At 70.1% G+C, this 12,386-nt stretch carries 13 protein-coding genes; 8 read left to right on the plus strand and 5 right to left on the minus strand.

The window, feature by feature from the left end:
- The first annotated feature begins 90 nt into the window (after window positions 1-90).
- From ACIGYR_RS38145 to ACIGYR_RS38160, 4 genes are all read left to right on the plus strand, one after another.
- Window positions 91-879: an amidohydrolase family protein gene (locus tag ACIGYR_RS38145; RefSeq protein ID WP_399602260.1), complete on the plus strand. Its 789-nt coding sequence runs from the start codon at window positions 91-93 to the stop codon at window positions 877-879.
- A gap of 94 nt (window positions 880-973) precedes the next feature.
- The gene (locus tag ACIGYR_RS38150; RefSeq protein ID WP_399602257.1) at window positions 974-2,527 is read left to right on the plus strand and encodes a hypothetical protein; all 1,554 of its coding nucleotides are present in this window, start codon (window positions 974-976) and stop codon (window positions 2,525-2,527) included.
- 324 nt (window positions 2,528-2,851) lie between these two features.
- Window positions 2,852-3,490: an ATP-dependent Clp protease proteolytic subunit gene (locus ACIGYR_RS38155; protein ID WP_391836930.1), complete on the plus strand. Its 639-nt coding sequence runs from the start codon at window positions 2,852-2,854 to the stop codon at window positions 3,488-3,490.
- A gap of 1 nt (window position 3,491) precedes the next feature.
- Window positions 3,492-4,094, plus strand: a complete 603-nt coding sequence (locus ACIGYR_RS38160; protein ID WP_399602254.1) for a ClpP family protease — start codon at window positions 3,492-3,494, stop codon at window positions 4,092-4,094.
- A gap of 36 nt (window positions 4,095-4,130) precedes the next feature.
- Here ACIGYR_RS38160 and ACIGYR_RS38165 read toward each other — a convergent pair whose 3' ends face one another.
- The 3 genes from ACIGYR_RS38165 to ACIGYR_RS38175 form a co-directional block, all read right to left on the minus strand.
- Window positions 4,131-4,298 carry a hypothetical protein gene (locus ACIGYR_RS38165; RefSeq protein WP_399602251.1) on the minus strand — a complete coding sequence of 56 codons (168 nt, stop codon included), beginning with the start codon at window positions 4,296-4,298 and terminating at the stop codon, window positions 4,131-4,133.
- Window positions 4,299-4,318: 20 nt separating this feature from the next.
- Entirely contained in the window at window positions 4,319-4,750 is a 432-nt protein-coding gene (locus tag ACIGYR_RS38170; RefSeq protein ID WP_399602248.1) for a helix-turn-helix domain-containing protein, read from the minus strand.
- A 461-nt stretch (window positions 4,751-5,211) separates the two neighbouring features.
- Window positions 5,212-5,811: an STAS domain-containing protein gene (locus tag ACIGYR_RS38175; protein ID WP_400014457.1), complete on the minus strand. Its 600-nt coding sequence runs from the start codon at window positions 5,809-5,811 to the stop codon at window positions 5,212-5,214.
- Between the two features lie 114 nt (window positions 5,812-5,925).
- Between ACIGYR_RS38175 and ACIGYR_RS38180 the strand changes: the two genes are divergently transcribed.
- Entirely contained in the window at window positions 5,926-6,282 is a 357-nt protein-coding gene (locus ACIGYR_RS38180; protein ID WP_391836933.1) for a helix-turn-helix transcriptional regulator, read from the plus strand.
- A 239-nt stretch (window positions 6,283-6,521) separates the two neighbouring features.
- Here the strand turns inward: ACIGYR_RS38180 and ACIGYR_RS38185 are convergent, their stop codons facing one another.
- The gene (locus ACIGYR_RS38185) at window positions 6,522-8,000 is read right to left on the minus strand and encodes an aminotransferase class I/II-fold pyridoxal phosphate-dependent enzyme (protein ID WP_399602242.1); all 1,479 of its coding nucleotides are present in this window, start codon (window positions 7,998-8,000) and stop codon (window positions 6,522-6,524) included.
- Window positions 8,001-8,572: 572 nt separating this feature from the next.
- On the opposite strand from ACIGYR_RS38185, the gene ACIGYR_RS38190 reads away from it, so the two are divergent.
- Complete coding sequence (locus ACIGYR_RS38190) at window positions 8,573-8,950, plus strand: STAS domain-containing protein (protein WP_399602239.1); 378 nt, start codon at window positions 8,573-8,575, stop codon at window positions 8,948-8,950.
- An 84-nt stretch (window positions 8,951-9,034) separates the two neighbouring features.
- On the opposite strand, the gene ACIGYR_RS38195 is transcribed toward ACIGYR_RS38190, so the two are convergent.
- Window positions 9,035-10,207, minus strand: a complete 1,173-nt coding sequence (locus tag ACIGYR_RS38195; RefSeq protein WP_399602236.1) for a GlxA family transcriptional regulator — start codon at window positions 10,205-10,207, stop codon at window positions 9,035-9,037.
- Between the two features lie 137 nt (window positions 10,208-10,344).
- On the opposite strand from ACIGYR_RS38195, the gene ACIGYR_RS38200 reads away from it, so the two are divergent.
- Window positions 10,345-11,175 carry a dienelactone hydrolase family protein gene (locus ACIGYR_RS38200; RefSeq protein WP_399602234.1) on the plus strand — a complete coding sequence of 277 codons (831 nt, stop codon included), beginning with the start codon at window positions 10,345-10,347 and terminating at the stop codon, window positions 11,173-11,175.
- A gap of 273 nt (window positions 11,176-11,448) precedes the next feature.
- Window positions 11,449-12,129 (plus strand): hypothetical protein, encoded by a 681-nt coding sequence (locus tag ACIGYR_RS38205; protein WP_399602232.1) that lies wholly within the window; start codon window positions 11,449-11,451, stop codon window positions 12,127-12,129.
- Window positions 12,130-12,386: the final 257 nt, after the last annotated feature.

The following is a 12,386-nucleotide window of genomic DNA, read 5'->3' on the forward strand; positions in this document are numbered from 1 at the left end:
CCCCCCGGCTTGACCTTCCCATGGTGTCAGGGAGCAACAGTGCGCTGGTCGGCCGCATTCCGCGCCGATCGCCAAGGAGGAGGCAAGTCATTGATCATCGACGCGCACAGCCACGTCCACGACCCCGTCGAGGCCCATGTGAAGCTACTGGACGAGGCAGGGGTGGACCGCGCCGTGCTGTTCGCCACCCGTCCACACCCGGAACGGGCCGGTGACCTCGCCTCGCTGCGCCGGGAGATGGCGGTCCTGGGTGAAGCCATCGAGGGGCGGACCGGCACGGCCGAGGCTTACCGGGGCGCGTGGCAGGAATTGCACGCCGCACTCGCCGCACGGCCGGAGCGTTTCATCGGCTTCCTGTCCGTACCGCTCGACCAGGAGCCGGAGCAGATAGCCGCGACCGTGGATCGCGAGGTCGTCGGGCGAGGGCTGCACGGGATCGGCGAGCTGACCCCGCCACCGGGACGGGCAGAAATGATCGAACCGGTGCTTCGGGCGGCGGCCGACCACGGTCGGCTGCCGGTGGTCGTGCACGGGTTCGCGCCGACCACGGCAGACGACCTGAGGGCGCTGTCGGCGCTCGCCCGCCGGTATCCCACGGTTCCGCTGGTGGTCAGCCAGCTGGGAGGGCTGAACTGGATGGAGGCTGTCGAACTGGTCCGGGACACCCCGAACATGTACCTGGAACTGTCCACGGCCAATATCGTCTTCGCGGTCCGGATGGCCATCCAGGAGATCCCGGACCGGACCTTGTTCGGCTCCGACGCCCCGTACGGCGATCCGGTCCTCACCCGAGCGTTGGTGGAGCGTGTCACCACGCCAGGCGAGATACGCGACCGGGTGCTCGGCGGAACGATCGCCGAATTGACCGGGCTCGGCTGAGGCAGGTCACCGTTCGTACAACTTTTCGCTTCCTTCCCGTGTCACCTCTGTGGAGTCACCCGGCTCCCCAGATACCCACACATGGGGACAACTCATGCGCATCAGTGCCTCTGCCGCCGCTGTGGGCGGCGCTCTGGCCCTTTCCGCCCTCGCCGTTCCGGCCGCGCAGGCCGCCGGCAGCGAGGGCGACACCCAGATCACCAAGGTGGTCGTGGGCGGCGACAACCTGGTGCCCATCGGCATCTCAGCGGTGACCTTCGACGTCAGCGTGACCGCCACGGACGACTCGGGCATCAAGGGTGCCGACGCGTTCGAACTTCACGGTCCGGGCAACGGGCGCGCCTCGACCGGCAAGCCCACCTGCACCCAGGTCGACGCCACCACCGCCACCTGCACCGCCTCGGTGACGATCGACCCGAAGACGGACCACCTCACCAACGCCAACGCCGGTACCTGGTATGTGGACGCCCGGATCGACGCCAGCGACGGCAATGACCACCACAAGGAGAACGCCGGCCAGTTCTACTTGCAGCGCGCCACCAGGATCACCACCGCCGATGCCACCCCCGAGCCGGTGAAGAAAGGCAAGACCCTCACCGCCACGGCCATCATCACCCGCGTCGACTGGGAGACCCTGAAGTACGAGGGCTACCGCTCGCCGGAGGTGACGTTCAGCTTCCGCAGGATGGGCGGCAGCACGTACGTCCCGCTCCCGGGCTGGTCCGTCAGGGCGGATTCCCAGGGCCGTCTGAAGGCCACCGCCACCGCCTCGCTCGACGGCTACTTCCGCTTCTCTTTCCACGGCGCTTCGACCAGTGCCCGGTCCTTCGGAGGGGGCGACTTCGTCGACGTGCAGGGTGCGACGGCATCAGCGCCGGCCGCCGCCGCCCACGGCGCTCCCCACCCCCTGGATGTCACCTTCTACAACACCGAGCTCAACGGCGGAAAGAACATCGCCGTCGGCACGAAAGCCCGGAAGAAGGCAGCCGTCTCGTTCACCTTGCAGCACGGGGTGGACGTCGACATCCACGCCCCGGACTTCGCGGTCGGCCTCGAGCTGTACCGCGGCGGCTCGCTCGACGAGGCGTACGCCCTCCTCGACGACGCCAAGCCGACCTGCACGGACTCCCCCGACTCCCCCGCCACCCTGGCGACGTGCACGGCCACCGTCACGATCGACCCGGCCGAACTGCGCAACGAGATGGCCGGCGTCTGGAAGACCGGCATCTACGCCATCGCCTACAACGGCCAGGACAAGGACAACCCGCAGGACCCGAGCGAGATCGGGTTCACGAAGCGGGACAGCGCCAAGGACTTCCTGCTCCAGCAGTTCAGCAAGCTCACCGCCAACGCCTCCCCGGAGCCGGTGAAGAAGGGCAAGACCGTCACGGTCACCGGCCTGGTCACCCGCGCCAGCTGGGACACCGGCAAGTACCACACGTTCTCCTCCAGCGTGCGCGCGACGCTGGAGTACCGGAAGAAGACCGCGAACTCCTACACCATGCTGAAGTTCATCGATTCCCCCGACGCCGGCGACCTGAAGACGACGACCACCGCCACCGACGACGGCTACTACCGCCTCACCTACCCGGGCAACCTGGCCATCGCAGCGGCCAGTTCGACGGGCGACTACGTCGACGTGCAGTAAGCGGCACCGTTCCGGGCCCCGCCATCGGCCCGGATCGTGGAGGGGTTCCGGGAGTGGGTGGACTCCGAGCGTGGCACGGGGCGGAGCGGCCGAGTACATCGTGCCCTGGACGGAGTTCCGAGCGGGGCGGCCACTTGGCGGCCATGGCGGAGCCCGAACTGCTGGTGGAGGACGCACGGGCGTTCCTTTGGCAACTGCGCGAGAAGGGGCTGAGCCGTCGCCTCTGCCCGTGGCGAATCTGCTGCGGGCAGAGAAACCGCATCCGGGGACCTCCCGGGGTCAAGAGTGGAGTCGACGGCATCCCTGTCTGGACAAGGAGACCAGATGACTCCACTCACCACGCTCCCACCCCGTGCGGAGGAGGGCGACACACCGCCCAGCCGCTTCGACGACCATCTCGCGGCACAGCTGCTCGCCCAGCGGATCGTCCTCCTCGGCACACAGGTCGACGACGTGTCGGCCAACCGGGTGTGCGCGCAACTGCTGCTGCTGTCGGCGGAGGACCCGCGCACCGACATCAGCCTGTACGTCAACAGCCCCGGCGGGTCGGTCACCGCCGGTCTCGCCATCTACGACACCATGCGGCTCATCCCTAACGACGTCTCGACGCTGGCGATGGGATTCGCCGCCAGCATGGGCCAGTTCCTGCTCACCGTGGGGGCGCCCGGCAAGCGGTTCGCGCTGCCGAACGCGCGGATCATGATGCACCAGCCCTCAGCGGGCATCGGCGGCTCCGCCGCGGACATCGAGATCCAGGCGGAGAACCTCCAGTTCACCAAGAAGGCCATCGAGCGGATCACCGCCGAGCACACCGGGCAGAGCGAGGAGACGATCGCACGGGACGGCGACCGGGACCGCTGGTTCACGGCCGAACAGGCCAGGGAGTACGGGATGGTGGACCGGGTGGTGGAGTCGCTCGCCGACATCCGCCCGGCCGCGTCGCGCCGACGGATGGGGCTGTGACATGGGGTCGTACACGGTTCCCTACGTCATCGAGCGGACCGCGCAAGGTGAGCGGTCGTACGATGTCTTCAGCCGGCTGCTGAACGAGCGGATCATCTTTCTGGGCACCGAGATCGACGACGGGGTCGCCAATGTGGTCATCGCGCAACTCCTGCATCTGGAGTCGGCGAACCCGGAGCACGAGATCTCGATCTATCTCAACTCGCCCGGCGGCTCGTTCACTTCGCTGATGGCGATCTACGACACGATGACGTTCGTGCAGGCGCCGATCTCCACGTTCTGCGTCGGTCAGGCGGCGTCGACGGCGGCGGTGCTGTTGGCCGGCGGAGATCCCGGGCGACGGTTCGTGCTCCAGCACGCACGGGTACTGCTCGGCCAGCCGGCCAGCGGCGGCCGGCAGGGGACGGTCTCCGATCTCAGCCTCGCGGCCAAGGAGATGGGCCGCATCCGCTCACAGGTGGAGGAAGTCCTGTCCCATCACACGCATCACGACGTGGCCACGCTGCGCGCGGACATGGACCGGGAGAAGGTTCTCACCGCCGAGGAGGCCGTCGCCTACGGGCTCGCCGACGAGGTGCTGAGCCGACGGCTCGCATTCGTCTGACCCTACGTTCGCCTGACCCGACGTTCGTCTGACCCGTCACTCGTGTGACCCCGCGCAGTCGCGGTCGAGGGCCGGCGAGCCGGCCGGTACGGCGGTGGCGCGCCCCGTCGCACCGGCCGTCGGCTCGGCGGTCGTATTGGCCGTCGGCTCGGCGGTCGTACCGGCCGTCGTACCAGCCGCCGCTTCGGCGGGCGTACCAGCCATCGCTTCGGCCGTCGGTTCGGTCAGGCGGCGAGGCAGAGGCCGTTGTACTGCGCGGTGGGCGACGTGCGGCCCCGGCTCACACGGGTCCGGCAGTACCGGGGCAGCTCGTTCTGGGCCAGCGAGAGCAGGTCTGCGAGGCCGAGCCCGAGGGCTTGAGCGGCGGACGCGAGCACCTCGGAGGATGCCTCCTTGCGTCCGCGCTCCAGTTCCGACAGGTACGGCAGCGAGATCCGGGCCGCCTCCGCGACGTCCTTCAACGTGCGGTCCTGGGCGAGCCGCTCGCGCCGCAGCACATCACCGACGAGGTTGCGCCACAGGGGTTCCCTCGGCGCGGGTGTCTGCGGGGCTCCCGCCGGTCGCTGCGGGGTGCGGTTCGCACCACCGATACCGGACGGCGAGGTCTGCGGGTCCAGGGGGATGACGCGGGCTTCGTTCGACGCTTGAGTGCTCACCCCTTCAGCCTAGGGATCCGGGGCGCCGGGGGAAGGCAGCGGCGTTCTGCCCTGGGTGAAGCCGTGCGGGCGGTCCGCACCCGCCACTGCCCCTCGTGCACGCGCACCCGTTCGATAGAACACCGGCCCGCGCCTTGACGCCCTGTCATGCTGAGGCGCCCCCAGCGCCCCAGGTCGCCAGCCACCCAGTAGCGCCCACGACATCGCTTGTCATCTCGACAACAGAGCGCCCCTCGGTCGGCACTCGCACCGTGTCAGCGGGCGCCTGCTCGTCCAGGGTCCGCGTCTTACGGGTGCTGCTCCTCAGCTCCTGCCCCAGCTCCGAGCCGAGTTCCCGACCTGTCAGCCGCTCACGGACGGTGGCATGCCATGAGACCGCCGGTCGACAGTCCTCCCCCTCGTCTCAGGCACCGAGCCGCCCATGTAGTGCCAGGGAGTCCACCTTTGGTGGGGCCAGATGGTCAGCGGGCCGCCCGGCCTTGGCAACGAGGGTGTTGATCTCCGTGTGGATGTGGGCACCGCTCAGACCCGCGGAGCGTGGTGGCATCGCCCGGCTCCGCGACGTCGTGACGCGCCGAGGGGAACTTCTGCCTACGGCGAGGGGGTGCGGTGGCTTGCTCAGGAGGAAGTGGATCTCCGCACCGCGGTCCCGGCGGTGCGAAGACCCCTTCGAATCCCATGAGGTCGATCAATCTGTCGATCGCCGGGCCGGCGGCGCACATGACGACGGTCTTGGTCTGGCTGAGGGCACGCTGCCGGAGTTCCAGGAGGACGTTCAGGCCGGCGCAGTCGCAGAAGTCGAGCCTGCTCAGGTCCAGGTCGAGTCCGCTGGAGGAGGCGGCAAGAGCCTGGTGAAGGTCACCTCGAAGCTGGTTGCCGGAGTCGAGGTCCAGCTCGCCTCGGACCGTCACACGGATGCGGTCGCCGCTGGGTGCGTACGTAGCGGTCGCCTGACCGGGTAGCAGTGGCCTGCCGGGCTTGTCCGGGGCGCCAAAGGGACGCGAAGCCGTCCGGCGAGGCTGGGCCCGGTGGGCAGGGTCATGCATGGGTCGCTCCCGCATCTGGTAGCCGAGGTCTGCCTCCACGGTGCCCCACTGACCAAAACACGTCAACTGATACACGAATCGCTGTACGTGTTTTTCGACGCATGCATTGCCGATCAGTAAACTGGGAGCATGGATGGGGTGCCCGAGCCACACAACGGATGGACGTTCTTGACCAACCACGCCCGCGTTCTCGCGGCCATCGCGGACAATCAGAACGCGCGCATCCGCGACATCGCCGCACGCTGCCGCCTCACCGAGCGCGCCGTGCAGAAGATCATCGCTGACCTGGAGCAGGATGGTTATCTTTCCCACACCCGAGAGGGACGCGGCAACACCTACCGGATCGACCCCACGAAGATCCTGCGCCACCCCGCCGAGGCCGGCCTCGGCCTGACGGTGGCTTCGCTCCTCTCCATGCTGGTCCATGACGAAGCCCACCGCGTCGGCACGCCCGCTGAGCACGGCAGACCGCACACCACAACCTGATCACCGCTGCGGGGGCGAAGACAGCGACGGAATCTCAGGTCTGGGCGTGGGGGAGGCCGATCTACCGGTATGGGTGGTTTCCAAATGGTTTTCGACTGGTAGGTGCGGTCGGTGGGCACACCGACGAACGGGACGGCTGTGACGGTGACTCGTTCCCCCACGGCGCTGTCACAGCCGCCCGACAGGTGCTGACGGGTAGCCGCCTACTCCGTTCAAGGAGCAACAGCCTCCTCGTCGCTTCACTCCACTGCCGAGGCGGTCACCCTGATCGTGTCCAGGTGTGCGTCGGTGACATCGGGCAGGTTCATACCCGCCTCCCGGCCGGTGACCAGATAGCGCAGCACCGGTTCGGTCAGGCGTTCGCCGGGCAGAACGGCCGGGATGCCCGGCGGGTAGGGGGTGATCATCTCCGCCGCGATACGGCCGGCGGCCTGGCTGACCGGAACGTGCTCCGCCGGTCCGAAGAACGCGTCCCGCGGCAGCCGTGCCTGTTCCATGCGCAAGTCGGCCGGTGAGGGAACGTCCACCTGCGGGCCCGTCCGAAGGCCGGCAGCGGCCTGGGCCAGGTCTTTCAGGGCGGCCACCAGTTCCCCGGCCGTGTCCTGGTTGTCGCCGTGGGTGATCTGGGCGCTGATGCGGCGGTGATCCATCAGGTGCGTGTTGAGACTGCGGTGCTCGCGCAGCCAGTCGGCGGCCTGGTAGCCGGTGATCTCCAGCGCGGAGACGTCCATGGTCACCGGCAGGGGATCAAAATCGTCTGCGAGGCCGGGGCCGCAGAAGTCGTCGCGGTCGTTGACGTGCAGGCCGTCGATGTCCTCGATCGCGGACCGGACCTCGGCCGCCAGCTCCAGCGCGCCGCCCACGAGGTCCGAGCCATGCAGGGCCATCTGTCGGCGCCAGCCGTCCAGTCCGGCGTAGAGGAGGACGGAGGGACTGGTGGTGCTCAGCAGGTCGGAACGCATTTTCAGCAGCTCCGGTGGCACGAGGTGGCCTTGGAGGTGGAAGACGGAGCCTTGCTCCAGGCCGCTGCCCATCTTGTGGATGCTGGTGACGCAGATGTCGGCGCCGGCATCCATGGCCCAGGACGGCAGGTCGGAGTGGAAGGGCAGATGAGCACCCCAGGCTTCGTCGACGATCAAAGGCAGGCCGCGGCGGTGGCATACCTCGGCGACCGACCGCAGGTCTGCGCAGGCGCCGTACGGGGTGGGGCTGGTGATCAGCGCGCCCTTGGCGTCCGGGTGCGACCGGAAGGCCGCTTCGAATTCCTCGGCCGACGGCGGATGGGCGATCGCCAACCGGGCATCCCAGCGCGGTTCGACCCAGATGGGCTCGATACCGGACAGTACGAGCCCGGAGACGACCGACTTGTGCGCGTCACGGCCGATCAGGAGCTTCTCGTGTGGTCCCGCGACGGCCAGCATCGCTGCCTTGACCGACAGCGAGCTGCCGCACGTCGTGAAGAACGTGTGCTCGGCGTGCACGGCGTCCGCCATGAGAGCCTCGGCCCGCTCCAGTACCCGTCCCCGCATGAGCCGGTCGTCCAGACCGCCCGAGGCCAGTACGTCCCCGAGGAAGACCGCGTCCCCCAGCACCTCCCGCACGGCGGGATCGGCGCCCCGGGCCTGCTTGTGGCCCGGCGGGGTGAACGACAACTGGCCGGTGCGGCGGTATTCCATGAGCGCTTCGAGGACGGGTGCTTGGGTGTGGTCGACAGCCATGGCCGCACTGGTTCCCGCTGCCGGCGGTCTTCAATCGGCCGCCACGCCGAGACCCGAGCAGGAGCGGACGGCCCGTCCACCACGGCTGTCGCTGCCGAACACCGCTTGAGCCGGTCCTCTGACGTGCCGGTGAACTGCGCGCGGCCCTGGCCCGTCACGCCGCCGGCCCACGGCCTGGCACCTGACCCGCGCAGGCGCGTCCCCCGCTGGGGCAGGCATCCCCCGAGGACGCGTCGCGTGACCAGCCGAGCGTGCTGGTCTCCTGTACGCGGGCGGGGAAGCCCGCGGCCCCGTGACGCACCCGGGCGACGCAGGCGCTGTCCTCTTCTGAGCCGCAGCCGTATGTATGGTCCCGCTGCCCAGCGCCATGGGCCCGCTGTCCGGCGCCGTGCTGCCTTCGCTCGCCGGCCGGTCGCGGCCACCTTCATCCCCCGTCCACAACCAGCTGCACGTACCCGCGAGAGCACGGGTAACGCCTCGTCCTGCTGTGCCCCACGCCACGCGCCGGGGCCCCGCGCGTACCGGTGGGGCGGCACTGCCGGAGAGGCGACGGGTGTGCCAGTATCACCGGCATGGCCGAGGGAGAAATGGTGAACACCGAACGAGCGCAGCAGCCAGGCGGGCTGTCAGTCGTCGCCACCGCGACCGACGGCATCCGGGTGCTGACCCTGACCGGGGAGATCGACCACCACACCGGCGACACGCTCCGCCAGGCACTCGACACCGTCGCCCCTCCCCGGCCGCGTGTCGTGGTGGATCTGCGCGGGATCACCTTCATGGACTCCAGCGGCATCAACATCTTCCTCGCTGCCCACCGCGCGCTCAGTGAGGCCGGTGGCTGGCTGCGCCTGGCCGGACCAACGGACTCGGTGCTGCGCACCCTGCAGATCGTCGGCGTGGACGCCGTCATCGACTGCCGCGAAACCCTCCGCCACGCTCTCAACGCCTGACCGACGGATCGCCCGTGTCGGGCAGCAGCCCGAGCTGGGCAACGGTTCTGTGCTCCGGAGTGGCAAGGACCTCGAACTCAGCGGCTACCAGGTTCCAGATCCCGGTACGCCGCTTCGGACACGATGAGTTCCGCGATGAGTCATCGGCCCAGACCCTCCCTGGCGCGTCTCTTCGCCAGGGTCTTCGAGCACTCCCGGGTGACGAGCCGACTGGACGCCGCTCTCCGGGGCGGGTGCCCGGTCCGTGCGGTGGAAGGCCGCCCGGTAGGCGCTCGGGCGGTGGCCGGTGTGGCGGGCGAAGAGGGCGGCGAAGGTGCCGGGGTCCCGGTAGCCGACGGCCGCTGCTACGGCGGCGACGGTGCGGTCGGTGGTCTCCAGGAGATGGCGGGCGCGGCGGACCCGGGATGCCTGCAGATGGGCCAGCGGGCTGCGTCCGGTCTCTTCGGCGAAGCGGCGTAGCAGCGTACGGGTGCTGACCCGGAAGGCGTCCGCGAGGGCGGTGAGGTCGTACCGCTGGGCGAGGTTCTGGTCGAGCCGCCGCATGACCCGCTGGGAGAACTCCCGGCCGGGCTGCGGGAGGAGCCGCGGGTCGACGTACGGGGTCTGGGAGGTCCGCGCGTCGTCGACGAGCGTCAAGCGTGCGGTGGTGCGGGCCACCCGGGCGCCGTGGTGTCGGCGGATCAGGTCCAGCGCGAAGTCGTACATGGCGCTGAAGGCGGCCGTGGTCGTCACTCCCGTGTCGGTGACGACCAGGTGTTCGGGGCGCACGTCGGCGTCCGGGCAGCGCCTGGCCAGTTCGGCGGCGTGCAGCCAGGAGGTGGTGGCCCGGCGCCGGTCGAGCAGCCCGGCTTCGGCGAGCAGGAACGCGCCGACGCAGAGGGAGACGACGGCGGTGCCGGCGGCGGCCTGAGCGCGGATCGCCGCGATCTCCGGGGCGAGCCGGGTGAGTCGCGCGTCGAGGTCCGTGTCCGGGCGCAGTTCGAAGCCCGGGACCACGAGGACGTCGAGCTCGCGCAAGGGACGCACGTCCAGGATCGTGCCCCCCGAGGCGGTGACCCGGCGGCGGGGCGAGACGACCCACACCCGGTATCCGGGCACGTCCGGCCCGGCGACGTGCCCGGCCATCGTCAACAGGTCGGGGACGCCGAACACTTCGGACGCGAAGCAGCCCGGGTACGCCAGGACCCCGACCCGCAGCCCACCCGGCCCGGCGCCCGGAGCCACACCGTCCTCCGCCTGCCGCGCCGCCTCCGCCATCGCTCCTGCCCCCTGGTGTCCCTGGCCCCGTGTCGCCGACCGCGTTCCGCTCGCTCCCTCACGTGTGGCGAGATTACCCCTGGCCTTGGCGATCCCGCCCCTCACCGGGCGGCCGGTCCCGGGACCAGGCTGGCCCCATGAGAGACGACGATCCGATCACCGACTTCACTCGCCGGAGGGTGACCGTGGAGGGGGTGGAGAAGACGGTGTACGTGGCCGGGGCCGGGCCCGCGGTCGTGGTGCTGCCCGAGATGCCGGGTATCAGCCCCGACGTCCTGCGGCTCGCGCGCTGGGTGCGGGACGCGGGCTTCACCGTGCATGTGCCCTCCCTGTTCGGGACGGACGGGGCCTTCCCCACCGTCGAGGGCGGCCGGGAAGTCATCCGCCGCGCCTGTGTGAGCGCGGAGTTCCGCGCCTTCGCCGGGGGCGGCACCAGCCCGGTGACGGTCTGGCTGCGCGGCCTGGCGCGCCAGGCCCACGCCGCCTGCGGTGGACCCGGGGTGGGCACGATCGGCCTGTGCTTCACCGGCAACTTCGCCCTCACCATGGCCTTGGAGCCGGCGGTGATCGCCCCGGTGGTCAACCACCCGTCGCTGCCGCTCGACGATCCCGGCGGGCTCGAACTCGACGCGGCGGACGCGCGCGCGGTGCGCGACCGGCTCGACCGCGACGGACTCACCGTGCTCGCCTACCGGTTCGAGGGAGACCGCTGGTGCACGGGGCAGCGGTTCGCCGCCTACCGTGCGCTGCTCGGCGACGCCTTCGACGGGCGCGTCCTCCCGGACAGCGCCGCCAACCCGGCCCCGCCGCCCTTCTTCGCGGACCTGGTCGGCACCCCGCACAGCGTCGTCACCGCCCATCTCGTCGACGAGGCCGGTCACCCCACGGTCCGGGCCCGCGACGAGATCATCGCCTTCCTCACCGATCGCCTGCACCCGCCGGGGAACCGACCGCTGCCCGCCACCTGACCGGGCCGTGGACCGCCGGACGCCCCTGGGGTCCCGTTTCCACGCTGCCCGGGCCTGCGGCAACGTCACCGCCCTGGGCCGCCGACGCGCGCTACGGCGAAGCGGTCCAGGGCCTGTGGACCGAAACGCCGTTCAGGCAGGGACGCATCCTGGGCATGCGGCCGGGCCCCCAAGGCAACAGATCGCGCCCGGCGGGTGTGTGGTTGGCTCGGTGCTCGTGGGCTGCAGCGCGGTGTGCCCGCAACACAGCCGTAGCGATTTTGAGAGGCACCAGTGTTCGACAAGAAGAGGCACGACGACGAACCTCCCGTACCCAGCGTTCCGTGGCATGACGCTGGGGAATTCGTCATCAGCAACGAGGAGCGACCGGCGACCAGGCACCGCAAGCGTCCTGTTCTCGGGATCCGCGCCTTCAGGATTCCCCAAGGCGGTACGGCTCAGCGTGTCAACGCGCCCTGTGCTTTCTTCCCTCCTCCCTCACAGGCGAGCGCGAAGAGCCAGCGCCTGTTCGCGGACGCGGAGGGACGTACGCCGCTCTGCTCCGTCGACGACCCTCGCGTCGGCGACGGTGTACGCCGCTACGACGTGCGCGATGGGCAGGGACAGCACATCGGATCGATTCGCCGCGTCGCTCCGCTCAAGCACGCCCTGAAGCCGACCTGGCGCCTGCACCAGCCGGGGCATCCGCAGATCATCAGCAGCGCGGAGTGGGGCGAGGGCGGTCTGAAAGAAGTGGTTCAGCGTGGCGCGGGCAAGTTGCTGCTGGGCGTTGTGCAGGCTGTGGCCGACATGGGAGCCGAGGGCGGCGACCAGACGGGCAAACCGCGCGTTCTCGCCTGGAAGGCGGACAGCGAGCCCGTCATGACCAGCGAACATGACCGCAGGTTCCTGATCAGAGCCGGTTGGCTGGACCGGCGACTCGTGCTGGCGTACGCCATGCTGCGCGCGGAATGAGAGGCCGCCGGGCGAACGGTGGCCGGTTCACCCACGGCGCTCTGCGCCGCAGGCCGCCCTCGCGTTCAACACCAGTGGCGGGGACAGCGTCGAGGCGGCCCCGGCCGATGGCTCTGAACCCCGCCCGCCTGCAGGCGCCCTGAGCCACGGTCAGGTAGCGGCAACGGTGACGGGAGCGGAACAGGCGAGCCCAGAAGCACCTGGGTACGCCGATCGGCATCTCGGGCATTCGCACCGCACGAGCGGCTTCGTGACCG

The sequence above is a fragment of the Streptomyces sp. NPDC053076 genome (assembly GCF_044546845.1).
GTDB lineage: Bacteria > Actinomycetota > Actinomycetes > Streptomycetales > Streptomycetaceae > Streptomyces.